The sequence below is a fragment of the Eubacterium sp. AF34-35BH genome (genome assembly GCF_003477765.1).
In the GTDB taxonomy this organism is placed as follows: domain Bacteria; phylum Bacillota; class Clostridia; order Lachnospirales; family Lachnospiraceae; genus Eubacterium_G.
Genome location: NZ_QUDZ01000007.1, coordinates 26,027 through 47,683 on the forward strand (window position 1 = coordinate 26,027; position 21,657 = coordinate 47,683).

22 protein-coding genes are annotated in these 21,657 nt (G+C 32.7%); 19 read left to right on the plus strand and 3 right to left on the minus strand.

Translation table 11 applies throughout. The features are described 5' to 3' along the window. The first annotated feature begins 99 nt into the window (after positions 1-99). From DWZ69_RS08920 to DWZ69_RS09010, 19 genes are all read left to right on the plus strand, one after another. Positions 100-1,269 (plus strand): FprA family A-type flavoprotein, encoded by a 1,170-nt coding sequence (locus tag DWZ69_RS08920; protein WP_118436820.1) that lies wholly within the window; start codon positions 100-102, stop codon positions 1,267-1,269. After that, a complete protein-coding gene (locus tag DWZ69_RS08925; protein WP_347497509.1) occupies positions 1,244-1,822 on the plus strand; it encodes an NUDIX domain-containing protein in 579 nt (192 codons plus the stop codon). Before DWZ69_RS08920 ends, DWZ69_RS08925 begins: the two co-directional genes overlap by 26 nt. Before the next feature lie 110 nt (positions 1,823-1,932). Continuing rightward, positions 1,933-2,685, plus strand: a complete 753-nt coding sequence (locus DWZ69_RS08930; RefSeq protein WP_117999149.1) for a tRNA threonylcarbamoyladenosine dehydratase — start codon at positions 1,933-1,935, stop codon at positions 2,683-2,685. Between the two features lie 148 nt (positions 2,686-2,833). Then, the gene (locus DWZ69_RS08935) at positions 2,834-3,961 is read left to right on the plus strand and encodes an ATP-binding protein (protein WP_118436822.1); all 1,128 of its coding nucleotides are present in this window, start codon (positions 2,834-2,836) and stop codon (positions 3,959-3,961) included. After that, on the plus strand, positions 3,945-4,109 hold the full coding sequence (locus tag DWZ69_RS08940) for an AzlC family ABC transporter permease (RefSeq protein ID WP_118436823.1): 165 nt from the start codon (positions 3,945-3,947) through the stop codon (positions 4,107-4,109). The genes DWZ69_RS08935 and DWZ69_RS08940 overlap by 17 nt, the downstream gene beginning before the upstream one ends. A gap of 24 nt (positions 4,110-4,133) precedes the next feature. Continuing rightward, on the plus strand, positions 4,134-5,036 hold the full coding sequence (locus tag DWZ69_RS08945; RefSeq protein ID WP_118436908.1) for a LysR family transcriptional regulator: 903 nt from the start codon (positions 4,134-4,136) through the stop codon (positions 5,034-5,036). 269 nt (positions 5,037-5,305) lie between these two features. Further along, positions 5,306-6,421 carry a 5-methyltetrahydropteroyltriglutamate--homocysteine S-methyltransferase gene (locus DWZ69_RS08950; RefSeq protein ID WP_117999147.1) on the plus strand — a complete coding sequence of 372 codons (1,116 nt, stop codon included), beginning with the start codon at positions 5,306-5,308 and terminating at the stop codon, positions 6,419-6,421. Positions 6,422-6,664: 243 nt separating this feature from the next. Next, positions 6,665-6,994 (plus strand): helix-turn-helix transcriptional regulator, encoded by a 330-nt coding sequence (locus DWZ69_RS08955; RefSeq protein ID WP_022165423.1) that lies wholly within the window; start codon positions 6,665-6,667, stop codon positions 6,992-6,994. Between the two features lie 130 nt (positions 6,995-7,124). After that, entirely contained in the window at positions 7,125-7,865 is a 741-nt protein-coding gene (locus tag DWZ69_RS08960) for a response regulator (RefSeq protein ID WP_022165422.1), read from the plus strand. Between the two features lie 73 nt (positions 7,866-7,938). Next, positions 7,939-8,580 carry an HAD family phosphatase gene (locus tag DWZ69_RS08965; RefSeq protein WP_022165421.1) on the plus strand — a complete coding sequence of 214 codons (642 nt, stop codon included), beginning with the start codon at positions 7,939-7,941 and terminating at the stop codon, positions 8,578-8,580. A 113-nt stretch (positions 8,581-8,693) separates the two neighbouring features. Next, positions 8,694-10,052 carry a Trk system potassium transporter TrkA gene (gene trkA, locus DWZ69_RS08970; protein ID WP_117999146.1) on the plus strand — a complete coding sequence of 453 codons (1,359 nt, stop codon included), beginning with the start codon at positions 8,694-8,696 and terminating at the stop codon, positions 10,050-10,052. Positions 10,053-10,065: 13 nt separating this feature from the next. After that, a complete protein-coding gene (locus DWZ69_RS08975; RefSeq protein ID WP_117999145.1) occupies positions 10,066-11,523 on the plus strand; it encodes a TrkH family potassium uptake protein in 1,458 nt (485 codons plus the stop codon). Position 11,524: 1 nt separating this feature from the next. Then, the gene (locus tag DWZ69_RS08980; RefSeq protein ID WP_118436825.1) at positions 11,525-12,865 is read left to right on the plus strand and encodes a potassium transporter TrkG; all 1,341 of its coding nucleotides are present in this window, start codon (positions 11,525-11,527) and stop codon (positions 12,863-12,865) included. Between the two features lie 114 nt (positions 12,866-12,979). Further along, positions 12,980-13,627 carry a TrkA family potassium uptake protein gene (locus DWZ69_RS08985; protein WP_117999143.1) on the plus strand — a complete coding sequence of 216 codons (648 nt, stop codon included), beginning with the start codon at positions 12,980-12,982 and terminating at the stop codon, positions 13,625-13,627. 18 nt (positions 13,628-13,645) lie between these two features. Then, positions 13,646-14,251, plus strand: a complete 606-nt coding sequence (locus tag DWZ69_RS08990; protein WP_118436827.1) for a phosphoribosylanthranilate isomerase — start codon at positions 13,646-13,648, stop codon at positions 14,249-14,251. 176 nt (positions 14,252-14,427) lie between these two features. Next, complete coding sequence (locus DWZ69_RS08995; protein WP_117999141.1) at positions 14,428-15,090, plus strand: response regulator transcription factor; 663 nt, start codon at positions 14,428-14,430, stop codon at positions 15,088-15,090. Further along, complete coding sequence (locus tag DWZ69_RS09000) at positions 15,087-16,118, plus strand: sensor histidine kinase (protein WP_158573377.1); 1,032 nt, start codon at positions 15,087-15,089, stop codon at positions 16,116-16,118. The genes DWZ69_RS08995 and DWZ69_RS09000 overlap by 4 nt, the downstream gene beginning before the upstream one ends. Positions 16,119-16,363: 245 nt before the next feature. Then, complete coding sequence (locus tag DWZ69_RS09005) at positions 16,364-17,131, plus strand: ABC transporter ATP-binding protein (protein ID WP_117999139.1); 768 nt, start codon at positions 16,364-16,366, stop codon at positions 17,129-17,131. Then, entirely contained in the window at positions 17,118-19,145 is a 2,028-nt protein-coding gene (locus DWZ69_RS09010; protein ID WP_118436831.1) for an ABC transporter permease, read from the plus strand. Before DWZ69_RS09005 ends, DWZ69_RS09010 begins: the two co-directional genes overlap by 14 nt. Positions 19,146-19,325: 180 nt before the next feature. Here DWZ69_RS09010 and DWZ69_RS09015 read toward each other — a convergent pair whose 3' ends face one another. The 3 genes from DWZ69_RS09015 to DWZ69_RS09025 form a co-directional block, all read right to left on the minus strand. Further along, a complete protein-coding gene (locus tag DWZ69_RS09015; protein WP_117999137.1) occupies positions 19,326-19,661 on the minus strand; it encodes a YolD-like family protein in 336 nt (111 codons plus the stop codon). Positions 19,662-19,671: 10 nt separating this feature from the next. Further along, positions 19,672-20,940: a DNA repair protein gene (locus DWZ69_RS09020; RefSeq protein ID WP_118436833.1), complete on the minus strand. Its 1,269-nt coding sequence runs from the start codon at positions 20,938-20,940 to the stop codon at positions 19,672-19,674. 93 nt (positions 20,941-21,033) lie between these two features. Continuing rightward, entirely contained in the window at positions 21,034-21,657 is a 624-nt protein-coding gene (locus DWZ69_RS09025; protein WP_118436835.1) for a Maf family protein, read from the minus strand.

Consider the following 21,657-nt stretch of genomic DNA (forward strand, 5'->3'; position numbering starts at 1 on the left):
CTCATTTTTTATGTAATAAAAATTGCTTCAGAATTTCTTTTCACATATATTGTGACGTGATATACTATAAAGTAGTTTTGAATTCAAAGGAGGAAGAAGATGAGCGATACATATATTTCAGATGCAATTAAGTACATAGGAGTTGATGACACAGACATAGATTTATTTGAAAGTCAGTATGTAGTTCCAAATGGTGTTTCATACAATTCTTATGTAATTATAGATGAGAAAACAGCAGTAATGGATACTGTTGATGAAAGAAAAACAAGTGAGTGGTTAGATAATCTGTCTAATGCATTAGCAGGCAGAAGTGTAGATTATTTAATTGTTTCACATTTAGAGCCTGACCATTCGGGAAGTATTAAGGAAGTTACAGAAAAATATCCTGAAGCAAAAATTGTACTAAGTGCAAAAGCGTTGGCAATGTTACCACAGTTTTTTGAAATTGAAAACTTACAGGAAAGAAGCATTGTTGTAAAAGAAGGCGAAGAACTTAATTTAGGATCTCATACACTTAAATTCGTAATGGCACCAATGGTTCACTGGCCGGAAGTTATGGTGGAATACGAAGTGTCAGAGAAGGTACTTTTCTCAGCAGACGGATTTGGAAAGTTCGGTGCCCTATCAGCGGATGAAGATTGGGCATGTGAAGCAAGAAGATATTACTTTAATATTGTAGGTAAGTACGGTATGCCTGTTCAGACTTTACTTAAAAAAGCAGCAGCCCTTGAAATTAATACTATTTGTCCACTTCATGGACCAATTTTAAAAGAGAATCTTTCATATTACATTGGCAAATACGCAATATGGAGTAGTTATGAACCAGAAGACAATGGTGTTCTAATTGCATGTGCATCTATACATGGAAACACTCTTAAAGCCGGTGAAAAAATGGCTGAAATCTTAAAAGAGAAGGGTGTTGAAAAAGTTTCAGTTATGGATTTATCAAGAGATGACATGGCTGAAGCAATTGAAGATGCTTTCAGATATGACAGAATGATTCTTGCAGCAGCTACTTATGACGGCGGAGTTTTCCCGGTTATGGAAGATTTCTTAAATAGATTAGCTCATAAGAGTTACCAGAAGAGAACAGTAGGACTTATTGAAAATGGCTCCTGGGCTCCATTAGCCGGAAAAGTTATGAAGGGGCTGTTAGAGCCAATGAAGGATGTTAAAGTGTGCGAGAATATGGTAACAGTTAAGTCTGTTATGAAGGAAGAAAACATAGAACAGATGGAAAAACTTGCAGAAGAAATCATCAATTGTTGATAACAAAAATGAGTTAGGAAAGGTTTATAAGCAAATGGAAAAATGGGATTTGTACACAAAGGACAGAATTAGAACAGGCAACACAATTAACAAAAACGAAGAGGTACCAGAAGGCTTTTACAGAACAGTGGTACATGTTTCTATTTTTAACAGTAAAGGTGAAATGCTTATTCAACAGAGACAGGAAGATAAGAAGTTGTGGCCAAATCTTTGGGATGTAAGTGTCGGTGGCAGTGTGATTGCAGGAGAGACAAGTAGTGAAGCTGCAAGCAGGGAAACTATGGAGGAACTTGGAATTGAGCTTGACTTAAGTGAAGTCAGACCGGCTTTTACAATTAATTTCCATGGAGGCTTTGATGATTGTTACTTAGTTGAAAAGGATGTAGACATTAAGGATGTAACAATTGCTCTAAGAGAAGTTAAAGCTGTAAGGTGGGCTACAAAAGAGGAAATTCTTGATTTAATTGAAAAAGATGAGTTTATTGCTTATCACAGAGCAAAAATTGAATTAATGTTCTTCTTGAGAGACCACGAAGGAACTCATTTAAAATAAAATGTTTGACAAAGATAATTACCACATTTATAATATTTACCTATATTATTACTAGGAATTATAACAATGCGGGTGCAGTGCATCCGCTGTTTATATGTAAGGAGAAAATAATGCTAACACAATTTTCAAGAACAGAATTATTACTGGGAAAAGAAGCAATGGAGAAGTTAAAAAACTCAAGAGTTGCTATTTTTGGAGTAGGTGGAGTAGGTGGCTACGTTGTAGAAGCTTTAGTTAGAAGTGGCGTAGGAACATTTGACTTAATAGATGACGATAAGGTTTGTTTAACTAATTTAAACAGACAGATTATAGCTACAAGAAAAACTGTAGGAAAATATAAGGTAGATGTTTGCAAGGAACGTATATTAGAAATTAATCCTGATGCAAAGGTAAACACTTATAAGTGTTTCTTTTTACCTGAAAATGCTGATGAGTTCCCTTTTGATGAATATGACTACATTGTAGATGCTGTAGATACTGTTACGGCAAAGATTTCATTAGTTATGAAAGCCCAGGAGAAAAATGTAAAAATCATCAGTAGCATGGGTGCAGGAAATAAACTTGATGCCAGTGCATTTAAGGTGGCTGATATATACAAGACAAAGGTATGTCCTTTAGCCAAGGTAATGAGAAGAGAGTTAAAGAAACGTGGTGTAAAAAAATTAAAGGTTGTATATTCAGAAGAGCCTGCGATGACACCGGTTGAAGATATGGCAATTAGCTGTAGGGCAGACTGCATTTGTCCACCGGGAGCAGAACACAAATGCACTGAAAGACGAGCAATTCCAGGCAGTGTGGCATTTGTACCATCAGTAGTTGGCTTGATTATTGCAGGTGAAGTTGTCAAAGATTTATCGGTATAATTTTGATGTAGGTTATTTAACACATGTTTTCTACAGAAAAATATTTTGGACAAAGTAGAAAAAATAATTACAAAAAAGTAGTTATAAAAATAATTATAAAAGATTATCAGTAATCAAATGATACTTATATAATATTTGGAGGAAAATTATGAACATTTCAGCAAAAGAAATGAAAGCATTGGATAAAGATTCATATCAGGTTATAGACATTAGAAGTGAATTGGATATTTCTTATGGTGCCATACCTGGTTCAATACATGTTTCCCCTGATAACATAGAGAATAATGAGAATATAGATTGTTCAAAAAAATTAATTATATGTTGTGCAAGAGGAAAAAACAGTTTAGAAATAGCAGAGAATCTTTGTGAAAAGGGCTATGATGCAGTGAATCTTGAAGGTGGTTACATTGCGTGGCTTATGGACACAATGAACGAAGAAATTGCAGAAAACAAAGCAAAGGATGTAGAGCAGAGTATTAGAAAAAAATATAAGAAAACTATCTGGTCTAAGTTTGCCAAGGCAATAAACACTTACGAACTGGTAAAACCGGGAGACAAAATTGCTGTCTGTATTTCAGGTGGTAAAGATTCAATGCTTATGGCAAAACTTTTTCAGGAATTAAAGAGACATAACAAATTTGATTTTGATGTGAAGTTTTTAGTTATGGATCCGGGTTATAGTCCTGAAAATAGAAAAGTCATTGAAGACAATGCAAAGAAACTAAACATCCCAATTGATATATATGAGTCAGATATTTTTGAGTCAGTATTTAATGTGGAAAAGTCACCATGTTATTTATGTGCAAGAATGAGAAGAGGCCATTTATATAGTTTCGCACAGGAATTAGGTTGCAACAAAATCGCATTAGGTCACCATTACGATGATGTTATTGAGACAATATTAATGGGTATGTTGTACGGTGCGCAGGTTCAGACAATGATGCCAAAACTTCACAGTACAAATTTCGAAGGCATGGAATTAATCAGACCCTTATATTTAATTCGTGAAGATGACATTAAGTCATGGAGAGACTATAACGACTTACATTTCATACAGTGTGCGTGCAAGTTTACAGACACTTGCACAACCTGTAACAATGAAGAAAACAGATCAAAGCGTGTGGAAATAAAAGAACTTATTAAAAACTTAAAACAGGTTAATCCTTATGTGGAGAGCAATATTTTCAAAAGCGTTGAAAATGTAAATTTAGATACAGTTATTTCATACAAGAAATCAGGGGAGAAACATCACTTCTTAGATGACTATGACAGATGAAACTTATGCTGTAAACTGTACTGTTGATGGCGAAACCAAAAGAGGTCGCAAAATAATGTTTTTTGCGGCTCTTTTTAGTTGGTGCTATTGGATGGTTGGTTCAGTAATTGGTGGTGTGGTTGGATATATGTTACAATTTCGTTTATAATTGAAAAAGAAAGGGTTTACAAATATGACTTTACAGCAGTTAAAATATGTGATAGCAGTTGCAGATACGGGAACTTTGACAAAAGCTGCAAAACAGTTGTTTATATCGCAGCCCAGTTTGACTAATTCCATACATGCCCTTGAAAAAGAAATGAACATTGAAATTTTCAGAAGAACCAATAAAGGCATTGTTATTTCAAAAGAGGGTGAGGAGTTTTTAGGCTATGCAAGACAGGTTTTAGAGCAGTCACAGCTTTTAGAGGAAAGATACAAGGGCACAAGTGGCAGAAAATTAAAGTTTTGTGTTTCTACACAGCATTATTCTTTTGCTGTAAATGCTTTTGTAGAACTTATTAAGGAATATGGAAAAGAAAAATATGATTTTAGTTTAAGGGAAACACAGACTTACGAAATCATAGAAGATGTGGCAAAAATGAAAAGTGAAATAGGCGTTCTTTATTTAAATGACTTTAATCAGGTGATTTTAAATAAGGAGTTGAAGTCAAATGAGCTAAAGTTTACTGAACTTTTAGTTGCAAAACCACATGTTTTTATAAGCAGTAAACATCCTTTGGCGAAAGAGAAAAAGGTTACTTTTAAAGATTTGGAAGAATATCCGTATTTGTCCTTTGAACAGGGTGAACATAACTCTTTTTATTATTCTGAAGAAATTTTTTCAAGTGAGGAAAAAAAGAAAAATATTCGTGTAAGAGACAGGGCTACTTTGTTTAATCTTTTGATTGGTCTTAATGGTTATACTGTTTGCAGTGGCGTAATTGATAAGGAATTAAATGGAGCAAACATTATCGCAGTACCGCTTGAGGGGAATGAAAACATGAGAATCGGATATATTACCCACAAAAAATCAGGTTTAAGCCCACTGGGAAAAATATATGTGGAAGCTTTGAAGAAATATATTGGTAAATAAGAAAATATATTTCAAAATAAGTAGTAAATAAATTAAAAAACAAAAATTTATTTCAAAGTAAGTAGTAAATAGATTAGAAAACAAAATTATATTTTAGATCGGGTAAGAAAGATATTAGAAAACATACATTGAAAAGTAGTAATTTAAATATCACAGCCATAGTTTAAAACTATAACCAAGTAAAAGAAAAATGTATTATACAATTTTTTTTATCGTTGATATATTAACATCATAGCAATTAGCAATATATAAACGAATAGGAGAAAAATATGTATAATAAAACACCATTTAGATACGACCACGTTGGTAGCTTTTTAAGACCTGAATATTTAAAAGAAGCAAGAAAGCAGTACGAACAGGGTGAGATTACAAAAGAACAGTTAACAGAAGTTGAAGACAAGGCAATTACTGAACTTGTAGTCAAGGAAAAAGAAATTGGCTTACATGCCATTACAGATGGAGAATTTAGAAGAGCCACATGGCATTTAGATTTCATGTGGGCTTTTGACGGTGTAGGTCACAGCAAGACAGAACATGGTCTTCCATTCCATGGAGAAGATGCTATGATTGATGACACTTATGTAGTTGGAAAAATCAAGTTAAGTGGCAAGCATCCTTTTATTGAACATTATGAATTTTTAAAACAGTTTGAAGATGAGAATACTGTAGCAAAGCTTACCATACCTGCACCGGCTCAGTTTTTAGAACAGATGATTATGCCTTTTGCATGGGAAAATACTAAAAAGTATTATGATAGCAAGGAAGAATTAGTAAAGGACATTGCAGATGGTTATAAGAAATTCATTAAAGATTTATATGACAAGGGCTGCAGAAATTTACAGTTAGATGACTGCTCATGGGGAATGGTTGTTGATCCAAATGCCTGTGCAATTTTTGATACAGATGAGGAAGGCTTAGAAAAAATCAAGAAACAGTTATTAGATATAAATAATTTAGCAATTGACTCAGCTCCGGAAGATTTGACAATAAATACTCATGTTTGCCGAGGAAATTTCCATTCAACTTACGCAAGCTCAGGAGCTTATGACAGTGTAGCTGAAACATTATTTGCAAAGGAAAATGTTAATGCATATTATTTAGAATATGATGATGAACGTTCAGGTGGATTCCAGCCACTTAAGTCAGTTGGTGAGGATAAGAAAGTTGTACTTGGATTAATTACAACAAAATCTCCTGAATTAGAAAACAAAACAACAGTAATAAACAGAATAAAGGAAGCATCTAAATATGTTTCTTTAGACAGATTATATTTAAGTCCACAGTGCGGCTACGCTTCTTGTGAAATTGGAAATAAATTAACAGAAGAACAGCAGTGGGCAAAGATAAAATTAGTAAAAGAAATTGCCGAAGAAGTTTGGGGATAATATTTCAAGTCCGGCTTTAATTTACAAAAGAATATAAAACATAAAAGATAGCATTTTTATAACCCTATTATATAGGATTATGGAAGTGCTATTTTTATTCTTCAAAAAGAGATAAAAACAAAACAATATTCTTGCCATAAAAGAAAAATACACACCCAAGGTATGCACTAAAACTACCAAGGGGTGTAGAATAAAACATTTAAACCATATAAAATTCATATAGAATAACTATGGAGATGACAAATGAAGAAAAAGGAAATAACGAAAGAAAATATTGAAATAGGTCAGCGTGTTAAGGCACTTAGAAGAGAGCATAATCTGTCTCAGGAAAAAATGGCATCAATATTGGGGATTGAGTCAGTTCCTTTTTATCAGAATATTGAAAAAGGTGAAAATGATTTACAAATAGACAGATGCATAAAACTTAGTAAGTATTTTGACGTTAGTACAGATTACATATTAAAAGGCGAGGTTAGCGACTGTAGGGAGTTTCAATTGTATTTTGAAAGCCTCAGTGGCAGAGAGAAGAAAAGAGAATTTGATATATTGTTAAACAAAACATTTAGTAAATAATTATAGCTAAATAACTAAATTGAAGCAATTCAATCAAAATGGCTAAGTTTAATAAATCAAAATAATTAAATTTGAAATTTTTAAAAGGAATAATTAACTAAAAAATAAGAAAAAGGGGATTGAAAAACAAATGCAATCAACAGATAAACAAATATTGATAGTGGAAGATAACAAGAGACACATGGATAGAGCCTGCGATATTTTAGAACAGCTTGAAGATGTTGTGATTTTTAAGGCAGATAATTGTGCTGATGCCTACAGATATGCCATGGAATATAGTATCGATTTATTTATTGTAGACATAATTTTGGAAAAAACAAAAAACGGTGATATGTCAGGTATGACTTTTGCTGATAATATAAGAGAAATAGAAAGGTACAAGGCAACGCCAATTATTTTTACAACATCGCTGGAGGATCCCAAACTACACGCCTATGCACATTTACATTGCTATCAGTATTTTGATAAATATTACAGAGAAGATGAATTCAAAGAAGCAGTTCAGTTTACTCTTAAAAATTACACAGCGAAAAAGGAAAGAGAATATATTTATTTTAAAACAAATGGTATTGTCTGCCCGGTAAAAATAAATGATATTGTTTACATAGATAACAAAATTTCTACATTGTCAATTTATTGCAAAGATGGAGAGATTGTAGAAGCACCTTACAAGTCGACAAAACAGTTAATTCTTGAATTAGGTTCAACGAAATTTCTGAAGTGTAACAAAAGTGAAATAGTTAATTGCGACTATGTTAAGTTTGCAGATTATTCCAATTATCTTATTAAATTAAAGGAAGATTTCGGAGAGTTAAAAATTGGCAGACGTATTTTGAAAAGTTTTAAAGAAGGCTTTGAAAATAGAATATAAAACCATTGAATAAAATAGGTCTTTAGTGTTAAAATAGTTGAACGCTAAGGACTTTTTTTGAAGGAGAAGATAAATGATTAAGGCAGTAATTTTTGATATGGATGGGCTCATGATTGACAGCGAGAGAGTTACTTATGAGTGGTATCGAAGATATTTACAAAAAAGAGGAGAAGACATGACAGTGGATTTTTACAAAAATCTACTGGGAAAAATACAACCTGTCTGCAAAAGTATTATAGCTAATGAATATGGCGAGGATTTCCCTTATGAGGAATGTATAGATTATGTTCATAAGGGAATGGCAGAAGAGTTTGAAACAAAGGGAGTGCCATTAAAAAAAGGAATTGTTCAGTTACTTAAATATCTTAAAGAAAACAATTACAAAACAATGGTTGCAACTTCCAGTAATAGAGACAGAGTTGATGTGATTTTAAAACAGGCAGGAATTGCACAGTATTTTGACGGCGAAATTTGTGGTGATGAGGTTGTTAATGGAAAACCTAATCCTGAGGTATTTTTAAAGGCATGTAAGAAGGTGAATGTACAGCCTGAGGAAGCACTTGTTTTAGAAGACTCAGAGGCAGGCATAAAAGCGGCTCATGACGGCGGAATTAAAGTTATATGTATACCTGACATGAAATATCCTGAGGAAGAATACAGAAAAATGACTGAAGAAATCTTTGAGGACTTGTCAAAGGTTGTAACTTATTTTTAAAAGTTGTAACTATTTTTTAACAGTTGTTGAGATTATAAATAATAGTGCTATACTATAGATGTTGCCATGAAGTTATTCATTGCATTAACGATAAGAATGTGGAGGAAAATCTCATGAAGATTATTATTGCTGGAGATGGAAAAGTAGGTGCAAATCTTACTAGGAAGTTATCAGCGGAAGGTTATGACATAACCTTAATAGACACTAATGGAGAAGTATTAGACGCAAGCTTGGAGAGATACGATGTTATGGCTGTTAATGGAAATTGTGCCTTAATGTCTGTTTTGTCTGAAGCAGGAGTTGACAGAGCTGATGTTTTAATTGCATCTACAAGTGCAGATGAAATTAATTTGCTTTGTTGCATGACAGCACATAAGATGAATCCTGAACTACATACTATTGCAAGAATCAGAAATCCTGAATACAGTGAACAAATATATACCATGCGCGATGCCTTTGGCTTATCTTTAACAGTTAATCCGGAAAAGCAGACAGCAGTGGAAATTGAAAGATTGTTAAAATATCCTGGATTTTTACAGAGAGATACTTTTGCAAAAGGAAGAGTGGAATTAGTAGAACTTAGAATAAATAGTGACAGCATTATAAAAGATGTTTCATTAAATGATCTTTATGGAATTGTAAAATGTAAGGTATTGGTTTGTGCCGTTAGAAGAAACGGCGAAGTGCATATTCCAAATGGTGATTTTATCTTAAAAGAAGGAGATAGAATTTACGTTACAGCACCATCACAGAACCTTACTATTTTATTGAAAAACTTAGGCTTTTTATCTCACAAGGTAAAACATGCAATTATTTGCGGTGGTGGAAAAGTAAGCTATTATCTGTCAAAGATATTAATTGACTTGGGAGTAGCCGTAGAGGTAATTGAAAAAGACGAAGATAGAGCAAGGGAGTTAGCTGAGCTTCTTCCTGAAGTTGCTGTAATTCATGGTGACGCAAGTAGAAAAACATTACTTGAAAGCCAGGGCATAAGTGACTGTGACGCTTTTATTACCTTAACAGGAATGGATGAGTTAAATATAATTATTTCTATGTATGCTAAGGCATGTGGCGTGGAGAAAGTTATTACAAAAGTAGGACATACTGACAGAAGCAGTATTCAGGACAGCCTTAATTTAGGTAGTGTAGTATGCCCAAAGGAATTATGTTGTAATACAATAGTCGGCTATGTTAGAGCCTTAGGGGCACAGACAGGAATGGCTATATCAGTTCATAATATTGCAGATGGACAGGCGGAAGCAGTAGAGTTCATTGCAGATGAGAAAACACAAAATTGTGGTGTTCCACTTAAAAACATGAAATTAGTAAATAATGTTATTATTGCATGTATAACACATAAAGGAAAAACAGAAATTCCAAATGGTGAATCATATTTCCAAAACGGAGATACTGTTATTGTTGTAGCAACAGGGGATATAGTATTACATCAATTAAATGATATATTTCAATGATTGAGAGGAAGTTATGAATTATAAAGTTGTAGGAAAATTTATATCACAGATTTTAGCTGTAGAAGCGGCATTTATGCTTCCGGCATTAATTATTAGTGCAGCATGTCAGAATTTGAATGCAGTTATAGGATTTATAGTTTCTATTGTAATTATATTAGGTATTGCTTCGTTGCTATATGTATTATGTAGAAAGGCAAATAAGCGATTTTTTGCAAAGGAAGGTTTGGTTTCAGTGGGTATAGGCTGGATTGTTCTTAGTATATTAGGCTGTTTACCATTTTTTATTTCAAGAGAAATTCCTTCATTTGTAGATGCATTATTTGAGACAGTATCAGGTTTTACAACAACAGGAGCCTCAATTTTAACAGATGTTGAAGCTATGTCAAAAGGCATGCTTTACTGGAGAAGTTTTAGTCATTGGCTTGGGGGGATGGGTGTCCTTGTATTTTTACTTGCCATTGCACCGGCTGATGGAAAAAGCAACAGATTCACAATGCATTTGTTAAGAGCAGAAAGTCCGGGACCAACAGTTGGTAAGCTGGCTCCAAGAATGAGAGATACAGCACTTATTTTGTATTTAATGTATATAGGACTTACGGGACTTAATTTTATATTTTTAATTATTGGGAAAATGCCTGTTTTTGATGCAGTCTGTACAGCATTTGGTACTGCAGGAACAGGTGGCTTTGGTATTAAAGGAGACAGTATGGCAGGCTACAGCCCATACATTCAGAACGTCTGTACCATCTTTATGCTGTTATTTGGCGTGAACTTCAGTTGTTATTATTTAGTATTATTAAGAAGATTCAAGTCAATAATAAAGGATAGTGAACTTAGAACATACGTTGTTCTTATTTTATCAAGCGTAGCTCTTATAACAATAAACATTTCAGGTATGTTTTCATCAGTAAGAGAAGCACTACATCATGCGGCATTTACAGTATCAAGTATTATTACCACAACAGGTTTTGCTACAGAAGATTTTAATATGTGGCCTAATTTTTCAAAAACAATAATACTTATGCTTATGTTTGTTGGTGCCTGCGGGGGAAGCACAGGCGGTGGTCTTAAATGTGGCCGTTTACTTATTATTTTAAAAAGTGTAAAAAGAAACATTAGAAAGACTTTAAATCCAAGAAAAGTTGAAGTTATCAGAATGGGTGGAAATGTTGTAAAAGAAGAAGTTGTTTCGGCGGTTAATAGTTACTTTGTTGCATACATAGTTATTGTTTTCTTAAGTTTCATTTTCATTTCCGTTGATGGTCACAGTATACTTACTAATTTTTCAAGTGTAGCATCATGCTTTAACAATATAGGACCGGGACTGGATATGGTTGGTCCGGCATCAAACTATTCAATGTTTAGCGATTGGTCTAAACTGGTTTTAATAGGTGACATGCTTGCAGGAAGATTGGAAATATTCCCAATATTAATTTTATTGTCAAAAACCACATGGAGTAGAAAAAGATAACATGAAGAAGAGTAGACATATATCAACATCAAGATTTATATTTTTCGGGTTTTTAGGCGTTATAGTTTTAGGAACCTTTATTTTGACGCTTCCAATTTCAAGTAGCTCAGGAGAATTTACATCTGTAGTGGATGCCTTATTTACAGCAACATCAGCTACATGTGTAACAGGACTTGTAGTTCACGATACGGCTACTTACTGGTCAGCCTTTGGTCAAGGTGTTATTATAGTTTTAATTCAAATTGGCGGCATGGGTGTTATAACAATAGCACTACTGTTAACAAGAATGTCAGGTAGAAAAATAGGTTTAAGGCAGAGAACACTTATGCAGGAGGCAATATCAGCACATAAAATGGGTGGTATAGTAAGACTAACAGGTTTTATTGTGAAGATGATGCTTATTTTTGAATTGGCAGGCGCAGTGTTAATGTATCCTGAATTTGCAAAACAGTTTGGCATTATAAAAGGTATATGGTATTCATTATTTCATTCAATATCAGCCTTTTGTAACGCAGGTTTTGATTTAATGGGTGTAAGAGAGCATTATTCTTCACTAACAACATTTTCATCTTCAGTTTTAATTAATGTTGTAATAATGCTTTTAATTATAATTGGCGGTATTGGCTTTGTTACATGGGATGACATAAAAAAGCACAAACTTCATTTTGGAAGATACAGAATGCAAAGTAAAGTTATTCTTGGAGTAACATCAATATTAATAATTGTACCGGTGCTATATTTTTATTTTTTTGAATTTGGAAAATCAACTTGGAATTTCGATTCAGAAAAAGACAGGGTTTTGGCATCTTTATTTCAGACCGTGTCACCTAGAACAGCAGGCTTTAACACAGTAGATTTAAACCAATTATCAGGTGTGGGACAGTTAATTACTATTATTTTAATGCTTATAGGTGCAGCACCCGGTTCAACAGCCGGTGGTATGAAAGTTACTACAGTGGCAGTATTATTTTCAACAGCCGTAGCAGTTTTTAGGAAAAGGCAGGATGCAAATTTATTTAAAAGAAGACTGTCCAATGAAGTGGCAAGGTCAGCTTCGGCAACACTGTTAATGTACACATTTTTGTTTATGTTTGGTGGTATTGTTATTAGTATTGCAGATAACATTCCTATAATGAAATCTTTGTTTGAAACAGCATCGGCAGTTGGAACAGTAGGTTTAAGCTTGGGAATTACACCATCTTTGTCCATGGTTTCCAAAATAGTATTAATTGTGTTAATGTTTTTAGGCAGAGTTGGTGGCTTAACAGTTATTTTTGCAACTTTATCAAATAAGAATTATAATGTATCTAGATTACCTCAAGAGAAAATTATGGTAGGATAAAGTAAAATAGTAAAGAATTATAATGCGTCATGATAAATGAAAAATCAGGAATGAAAATGAATGAGGCGTAAAAATACAAGAAATAGAAATGTATATAAATTGTATGGAGGGAAAATGAAGTCAGTTTTATTAATTGGATTAGGTAGATTTGGCAGACATATTGCTAAAACATTAGATGAATTAGGTCATCAGACAATGGCAATTGACGTAAAGGAAGACAGGGTTAATGCGGTATTACCTTACGTCACAAGTGCTCAAATAGGAGACTCGACAAATGAAGAATTTTTGGATACATTAGGTGTGGATAATTTTGATGTTTGTTTTGTGGCAATTGGAGACGATTTTCAAAATTCTTTAGAGACAACATCTTTGTTGAAAGAAAAAGGTGCCAAGATGGTTGTCTCAAGAGCTGCAAGAGATGTACACGCCAAGTTTTTGTTGAGAAATGGAGCAGACCAGGTAGTTTATCCTGAACGTGAACTTGCTAACTGGACAGCAATAAGATATACAGCTAATCATATTTCAGATTACATTGAGGTGGGAGAAGGCTGTTCAATAATTGAAGTTGAGATTCCAAAAGAGTGGATTGGAAAAGAAATACAGGATTTAGATTTAAGACGAAAATACAAAATAAATGTCTTGGCAATTAAGAAGGAAAATGATATGAATTTGCAGGTTATGCCTGACACTGTCCTGAAAGAAGGGGCTAACTTATTGGTACTTGGAAAAACACACGACATACAAAAGTGTTTCCATATTTAAATTAAAAGTAATAGGAATATGATAGTAAAAATTTGCGGTATTACAGATGTTGAAGAAACAGAATATTTAAATGAAAATAATGTAGACATGGCTGGCATGGTTTTATATTTTCCAAAAAGTAAAAGAAATATAACTTTGGAGAAGGCAAAAGAAATCATGGCTTCTCTAAATGAAAATATAAAAAAAGTTGCAGTGGTTGTGTCGCCTAGCATTGAGCAGGTAAAAAGCATTGAAAATGCAGGATTTGACTTTGTGCAGATTCATAAAGACTTGCCGGATGGTTTGTTTAATGAAACATTAATTGATGTTTTAAAGGCTTTTAATGTAAACGATGTAGAAGAACTTGGAAAGTACAAAAACATAGAAAATATAAAAGGCTATGTTTTTGATGCCCCAACATACGGCAGTGGAGAAACTTTTGACTGGAGCTTATTAAATAACATTAAACGAGACGATAAGTTATTTATATTAGCCGGCGGACTTAACGGAGATAATGTAAGAGATGGCATAAAAGCAGTACAACCTGATGGCGTAGATGTTTCATCAGGAGTTGAAAACGACAACGGAGTTGGCAAAAGCAGAGAGAAAATCAGAGAATTTGTTATGGCTGCTAAAGTAATCTAATTATGTAGATAGTTGAGTAAAAATAAAGTTAAATTAATTGATAAAAAAATAGTTGAGGCAGAATTAGTATAAGAAAAAAGTAGTTATGCAAGAACCGGGGTAAGTAAAATTTAGAAAATGATTGAAGCAAAAAGTCATAAAATCAATAATATCCGTAAACAGATAAAAGGAATAGAATGAAAAAAATATTAATTGTTGAAGATGATGTATCCATAAGGAATGAGTTGCAGAAGTTACTTGTAAACAGTGGCTATGAAACAATAGTAATGGATAACTTTGAAAATCAAATAGAATTTATTTTAGAAAGCAAAGCAGATTTAATATTGCTTGATATAAATATACCAATTCTAAATGGAGAAATGGTTTTAAAAGAGCTACGAAAAAAATCAGATGTGCCGGTAATTATGGTTACCAGCAGAACAAGTGAAGTAGATGAAGTTTTGTCCATGTCCTACGGGGCTGATGATTTTATTACAAAACCTTATAACCCCACAGTTCTTCTGTTAAGAATCCAAAATATTTTTAAAAGAATGGAAGTAAAAACTGACAATGTTAAATACAATAATCTTAATGTGGAATTAAGCAGGGGCATAATAAAATCAGAGACTAAGCAGGTTGTTTTAACAAAGAATGAAATGATTATTTTTGCATTGCTGTTAAACAACAAAGGCAGAATTGTTTCAAGAGATCAGTTAATGACAGATTTGTGGAACAATGAGGAATATATTAATGACAATGCGCTTACTGTCAATATTAGCAGATTGAGAAATAAACTGGCATCTCTTGGATGCGCAGATGCAATAGAAACTCGAAAGGGACAGGGTTACATATTATTATGAAATTAATTAAATACATAAAAGATAAATGGCTGACAATAACAATTAGTGCTGTCAGCTATTTTGTTATTTTAATGGTTATGAGAGTTTTTGCCTTACCTGTTGAAATAGTTGCAATAATTACATTTTTGTATTTTTTTACAGGCGGGCTGCAATTACTAATTAATTATTTAAGAAAAAGAAAATTCTATAACAGACTTCTTCTTAATGTGGAAAGATTGGACAAAAAATATTTAGTTTTGGAAACCTTAACTAAACCGGATTTTTATGAGGGGGAACTTATTTGGGAAAGTCTTTATAAAATTAATAAATCCATGACTGAAAACGTAAGTGATTACAGGGAAAACGTGGAAGATTTTAAAGAATATGTTGAAATGTGGATTCACGAAGTGAAAATTCCTATAGCAAGTCTTGTTTTAATGTGTCACAATCACAAAAATGAGTTGGACGAAAAATACATAAAGCAAATCAAACGTCTGGATAATTATGTTGAACAGGTTTTGTATTATGTAAGAAGTAGCTGCAGTGAAAAAGATTACATAATAAAAGACGTGAATTTGGAAGAGGTTGTTGGAAAAGTTCTTATGAATAACAAGGACGATATTTTGGGAAAAAATATTGAACCACAAATAAACATTAAAAACATAACAGTAAAATCTGATAAAAAATGGCTGGAATTTATTATTAATCAGATAGTAAATAACAGTATTAAATACTGCAAAAATATTGCAATGTCTGATAATGATACAAAGGCTGTGCTGAAAATAAGTGCCACAGAAGAAAAAGAAAAAGTCATATTATCCATCTATGATAACGGAATCGGAATCCCAAATCAGGATTTGAAAAAGATTTTTGAAAAATCATTTACAGGTGAGAATGGAAGACTGGGACAAAAGTCTACAGGCATGGGGCTGTACATAGTAAAAAATCTATGTAGCAAATTAGGTCATCAGGTTTCTGCCTGGTCTATCCAAAATGAATATACAGAAATAAAAATCGTGTTTGGTAAGAATGATTATTATGGGGTTTAGATTTAAATAATGTTAAAAATATAATGCTAAAAAATAATATTTAAGAAATTAATATTAAAAATCTAACAATAAGAGCAAATATGAGAATTATTAAAATATAAACATAAAAAACTAATATTACAAAATTGTAATGTTTAGTAATATTAGAAATGCGACAAATCTCAAGGCAAAGTATACACTGTTTATGTAATGTGAAGATTATAAAGCTTTATGAATTACACAAAACATGTGGAAAGGAGATAACAATGGATAATATTTTAACTATTGATAAAATCGAAAAATATTACGGAAGTAAATCAAGTCTTACAAAAGCAATTGACGGGATTTCTTTTGAAGTGGAAAAAGGAGAATTTGTTGCAATTATGGGGGCATCAGGCTCAGGAAAAACAACTTTGCTTAATTGTATCTCAACAATTGATAAAGTAACAGCAGGTCATATTTATGTTGCAGGTCAGGACATAACAGCCTTAAAGTCAAAGGAGTTAAATAAGTTTAGAAGAGAGGAACTTGGTTTTATTTTTCAGGACTTTAATTTGCTTGATACTTTAACAGCTTATGAGAACATTGCATTAGCATTGTCCATTCAAAATGAAAAGTATAAGGAAATCAATTTAAAAGTAAAAAAAGTAGCTTATGACTTAGGAATTGAAGATATTTTAAATAAATATCCTTATGAAATGTCAGGAGGACAGAAACAGAGAGTAGCCAGTGCAAGGGCAATTATTAATAATCCAGAACTTATTTTGGCAGATGAACCAACAGGGGCTCTAGATTCTAAATCTTCAAGAATGTTATTAGAAAGATTTGAGTATTTGAATAATTTATTGCAGGCAACAATATTAATGGTTACCCATGATGCTTTTTCAGCAAGCTACAGTTCAAGAGTTATTTTCATTAAGGATGGCAAAATTTTTAACGAAATTGTAAAAGGCGATAGAAGTAGAAAAGAATTTTTTAATGAAATAATCAATGTAGTTACAATGTTAGGGGGAGATTTAAATGATGCTCTTTAAACTCTCGGCGAAAAACATAGCAAAGAGTATAAAAGATTATGCCATCTATTTTTTTACTCTTATATTAGGTGTGGCTATATTTTACGTGTTTAATGCCATTGATTCACAAACAGTAATGCTGGATGTTTCTAAAAACACATCTGATATTATAAAATTAATGACAGGCATGCTTTCAGGTGTAAGTGTTTTTGTGTCAATTATATTAGGCTGTTTAATAATATACGCTTCTATTTTTTTAATAAAAAGAAGAAATAAGGAATTTGGAGTTTATCTGACTTTAGGTATGGAAAAAAGAAAAATATCCCTTGTACTTTTCTTTGAAACACTGATAATTGGCATAATATCCCTTATAGTTGGGTTAATAATTGGCACAGCATTTTCTCAACTAATGAGCATAGTTGTGGCAAATATGTTTGAGGCAGACATGCGCAAGTTTGAATTTGTATTTTCAAAAAGTGCCTGCATAAAAACACTAATATATTTTGGCATAATGTATGTTTTCGTAATGGTATTTAATACCTGGACAATTGGCAAATGCAAACTTATAGATTTGCTAAATGGAAGAAAAAGAAATGAAAAAATAAAAAACAAAAATTCTATTGTATGTATAATGATTTTCATTATTTCATGGGTAGTTTTAGGTAGAGCATATTATTTAGTAACCGTTGGCGTTAATGAATTAGAAAGTTCAATGGACATTTTAATTCCAATAATGCTTGGAATTGTTGGCACATTGCTGTTTTTCTGGTCAGTATCGGGACTAATACTTAAAATCGTAATGGCGAAAAAAAGCACATATTACAAAGGTTTAAATAGTTTTGTTTTACGACAGATAAGTAGCAAAATAAATACAACAGTTGTCCAGATGACTATTATATGCATTATGCTTTTTGTAACAATTTGCGTTTTATCAAGTGCATTTTCAATTAAAAATTCTTTATCAGAAAATATTCAGAAAATGTGCCCGGCGGATGTTCAAATTACTGTTGGAAAAGAAGTAAAAAATGATGTTATAAATAATAAGCAGGTGAAGGTAAAGAGCATATTGGAAAGCGCTGGCTGTAAGATAGAAGATGAGTTTAGCGAATATGTGGAATATGATACTTATAAGACACAGAAGCTTACTTTAAGAGATGTTGTTGGAAACAGCTATAATGAAATAGCAAAAACATATAAGGGAATAACTTTAAATAGTCAGGAAGATATAATGAAAATAAGTGACTATAACAAGGTGGCAAAACTTTATGGACAAAAGACTTTTAAACTAAAAGAAAATCAATATCTTGTTGTAGCAAACTTTCAGGGAATGGTTCAATTAAGAAACATTGCGTTGAAAAATGGTGAGAAAATTAAATTAGGTGGAAAGGAATATTCTCCCCTATATAGAGAGTGCAGATATGGATTTGTTAATTTATCAGGTAATGAAGAAAATTCGGGTATCATTGTATTGCCTGACAGTGCGCTTAAAAATGCAGAAGTATATGACAGTACTTTAGTAGGAAAGTACAATACAGCGCCAAAGGATGAAATAATAAAAAACAATGACCGGATAACCAAAATAATGGGTAAGAAAACTTACAATATGATTTCGATAAATACAAAAATGGATGTAGCAGAAGCATGTATCGGGCTTGGAGCCATAGTTACATTTATTGGCATGTATTTAGGAATTATTTTCCTGATTTCATCAGCAGCAATACTTGCATTAAAGGAATTATCTGAGTCAACAGACAATAAAGAGCGTTATTTAATGCTAAGAAAATTAGGTACAGATGACAAAATGATTAACAGGGCATTATTTAAACAGATTGGAATATATTTTATGTTTCCACTAATTATTGCCATTATTCATTCTGTTGTAGGCTTGAAATTTGCTACAACAATTTTAGCAACCTTTGGAAAAGTTGGTTTGCTTGGTTCAATTATATTAACTGCAGTTGTTTTAGTTTTAATTTACGGCGGGTATTTCTTAATAACATATTTCTGTAGCAGAAATATTATTAAGGAAAGATAAAGCAGGCAATACAAAGTTCAGTTAAAAAATAGGATAATAATGAAAAGAAGATGGAAAATAATAGTAAAATAAATATCAGACAATAAAAATTATAAATGATAAACCAATGGTAAAAAATAAGTAGTAAATAAAATGGCTGATAAATGCATATTATATTAAAAGATTTAGTGTAATATACATTTAATCAGCTATTATTATGTCTAGTAAATCATCAAAAGGAATTTTGGTGTTTACAATTTGTATGATTCTGCTGTCGTAATTGATTTTAGCAATCATACCTGTAAGTTTGATATATTCCTCTTTGCAGTAGTAGACAACTGTTATAATAGAACCTGCTTTTAAACTTTTAAGTTTAAGATTAAGTTCTTCGGCATAGTCTTGTGTAAGTTCTTTTTTGGGAACGATGATTTTCTCTTTGGAAGCTAAGGCTTCCTCAAGACCTTTTAAAGCTGAAAAAGGCATAAACTGTTTGGCACGTTCCTCTATTGGCATTTTTTGTTTTGGTTTAGATGGCATGACTTTCTCCTTAATTTTCGCCACTTTTATGACCACCAATTTGTCGGTTTCTCTCAATAGCAGTGGCATTTTTTTGTAAATCCATTCCCCTAAGAACGGCATTCTTTCCAAATTTTGACTTGATTTCAATCATTGCTTTTTGAATTTTCTTATTCCGTTCCAAAGCTTCAATGTCCATAAAGAAAGTATACTGAGTGTAACCTTCAGGCATAACATTATTAAATGTAATGTTAATTCTTCTTATGCCAATGTTAGGTCTTATGATTTCCCTGTATAGATTGGTAACGGCTGGAATAATAAGTAAGTCTGAATTAGTGTTGATATCAAGTCTTGCTGTACCATGAGCAGGTTTCATGTTAAGGGCATTAGAGTAACCTACATGCAAAGTTACCGAGCCTGTAACAAGTTCCTGATCAACCAAATCAAGACAAAGAGCATCAACCATTTCCTTGACTACAAGAAGACCATCATCAAAATTGTAATCACACATAAGAACCTGACCACTTGTTAAACAGTTACTTTGTGGCTTGTAATGCTTGATTTGGTACATGGTAGTTGGCTCAATGCCAAAAGCATGGTCTATTAAAAGCTCCGCGTCAACACCAAAAGCATTGTAAAGTACGTCCTCGTTAGCTTCTGCAATATCTTTCATGGTATAAATACCCATTGTGGCAAGACGCCTTACAGTCCCCGGACCTACACGCCAAAAGTCAGTTAGTGGAGTGTGATCCCAAAGAGTTTCTTTGTATAAATCTTCATCCAAAAAGCCGATGAAATCAGGTGAATGTTTTGCTGTGATATCCAAAGCAATTTTGGCTAAGTACATATTAGTGCCAACTCCACAGGTTGCCCGTAAGCCAAAAGTGTTGTAAATATCTTCCATTATTGTACGCCCAAGTGTAATTGCATCCATTTGATAAAGGGCAAGATAATTGGTAACGTCCATAAACGCCTCATCAATTGAGTAAACGTGGATATCATCTTTTGAAATATATTTAAGATAAATACTGTAAATATCTGCAGAGTAATCAATGTATCTTTTCATACGGGGAACAGCAGTAATATATTCAACATTCTTAGGAATTTCAAACAATCGGCAACGGTTTTTTATGCCGAGAGCTTTCATTGCAGGTGTAATTGCCAGACAAATGGTTTTATCTGTTCGCTCTTTATCTGCAACAACTAAATTAGTTGTCATGGGATCAAGCCCTAATTCAATGCACTCAACTGATGCATAGAATGATTTCAAATCAATACATAAATAATATTTCTCTGACAAAACAATATCTCCTAAAATTAATAATTCTCTAAAATTAATATCTTCTAAAAGTAATAATCGTCTAAAGCTAATATCTTCTAAAGTTGATAGCTTCTAAAGCTTTTGAAGTTCGTGGTACAACTTACTAATTGGAAGCCCCACAACATTATTATAATCTCCACTGATTTCCTTAACATATACTGCAAAATTACTCTGTATACCATATCCTCCGGCTTTGTCATAACAGTCACCTGTGTTGATATAGTCGTTAATTTCCTGAGATGACATTGGATACAAATGCACCTGAGTACAATCGTTGAAAGTTATATGTCTCCTTGCCTGTGTGTCAAAATCGTACACAATAGCAGTAACACCTGTATATACCTGATGGGTATTTCCCTGAATGGAATCAATCATATTATATGCTTCATTATGATTCTTAGGCTTGCCGAGAATATTGCCGTTACTGCAAACAATTGTATCGGCTCCAATAACCATAAGGGATAAACCACCAAAAGCCATAAGAGACAAATCTACAGATTTCAAAATCATGTTAAGAACATTGTCAGCTTTTTGAAATGACAGTTCTTCCACAACTGCCTCCGGTTCAGTTTTTGTTATAACTTCTTCCATGTTAGACGCAATTATTTCAAATTCATAACCTGCCTGCTTCATAAGCTCGCTGCGTCTTGGCGACTGAGAAGCAAGTATAATCTTGGTTTTTTCTAAATTAATCAT

What these genes read in the sequence shown, in the direction of transcription:
- DWZ69_RS08920 (WP_118436820.1), top strand. Translation starts at nt 100, where the DNA reads ATGAGCGATACATATATTTCAGATGCAATTAAGTACATAGGAGTTGAT.
- DWZ69_RS08930 (WP_117999149.1), top strand. Translation starts at nt 1,933, where the DNA reads ATGCTAACACAATTTTCAAGAACAGAATTATTACTGGGAAAAGAAGCA.
- DWZ69_RS08935 (WP_118436822.1), top strand. Translation starts at nt 2,834, where the DNA reads ATGAACATTTCAGCAAAAGAAATGAAAGCATTGGATAAAGATTCATAT.
- DWZ69_RS08940 (WP_118436823.1), top strand. Translation starts at nt 3,945, where the DNA reads ATGACTATGACAGATGAAACTTATGCTGTAAACTGTACTGTTGATGGC.
- DWZ69_RS08945 (WP_118436908.1), top strand. Translation starts at nt 4,134, where the DNA reads ATGACTTTACAGCAGTTAAAATATGTGATAGCAGTTGCAGATACGGGA.
- DWZ69_RS08950 (WP_117999147.1), top strand. Translation starts at nt 5,306, where the DNA reads ATGTATAATAAAACACCATTTAGATACGACCACGTTGGTAGCTTTTTA.
- DWZ69_RS08955 (WP_022165423.1), top strand. Translation starts at nt 6,665, where the DNA reads ATGAAGAAAAAGGAAATAACGAAAGAAAATATTGAAATAGGTCAGCGT.
- DWZ69_RS08960 (WP_022165422.1), top strand. Translation starts at nt 7,125, where the DNA reads ATGCAATCAACAGATAAACAAATATTGATAGTGGAAGATAACAAGAGA.
- DWZ69_RS08965 (WP_022165421.1), top strand. Translation starts at nt 7,939, where the DNA reads ATGATTAAGGCAGTAATTTTTGATATGGATGGGCTCATGATTGACAGC.
- trkA (WP_117999146.1), top strand. Translation starts at nt 8,694, where the DNA reads ATGAAGATTATTATTGCTGGAGATGGAAAAGTAGGTGCAAATCTTACT.
- DWZ69_RS08975 (WP_117999145.1), top strand. Translation starts at nt 10,066, where the DNA reads ATGAATTATAAAGTTGTAGGAAAATTTATATCACAGATTTTAGCTGTA.
- DWZ69_RS08980 (WP_118436825.1), top strand. Translation starts at nt 11,525, where the DNA reads ATGAAGAAGAGTAGACATATATCAACATCAAGATTTATATTTTTCGGG.
- DWZ69_RS08985 (WP_117999143.1), top strand. Translation starts at nt 12,980, where the DNA reads ATGAAGTCAGTTTTATTAATTGGATTAGGTAGATTTGGCAGACATATT.
- DWZ69_RS08990 (WP_118436827.1), top strand. Translation starts at nt 13,646, where the DNA reads ATGATAGTAAAAATTTGCGGTATTACAGATGTTGAAGAAACAGAATAT.
- DWZ69_RS08995 (WP_117999141.1), top strand. Translation starts at nt 14,428, where the DNA reads ATGAAAAAAATATTAATTGTTGAAGATGATGTATCCATAAGGAATGAG.
- DWZ69_RS09000 (WP_158573377.1), top strand. Translation starts at nt 15,087, where the DNA reads ATGAAATTAATTAAATACATAAAAGATAAATGGCTGACAATAACAATT.
- DWZ69_RS09005 (WP_117999139.1), top strand. Translation starts at nt 16,364, where the DNA reads ATGGATAATATTTTAACTATTGATAAAATCGAAAAATATTACGGAAGT.
- DWZ69_RS09010 (WP_118436831.1), top strand. Translation starts at nt 17,118, where the DNA reads ATGATGCTCTTTAAACTCTCGGCGAAAAACATAGCAAAGAGTATAAAA.
- DWZ69_RS09015 (WP_117999137.1), bottom strand. Translation starts at nt 19,661, where the DNA reads ATGCCATCTAAACCAAAACAAAAAATGCCAATAGAGGAACGTGCCAAA.
- DWZ69_RS09025 (WP_118436835.1), bottom strand. Translation starts at nt 21,657, where the DNA reads ATGATTAATTTAGAAAAAACCAAGATTATACTTGCTTCTCAGTCGCCA.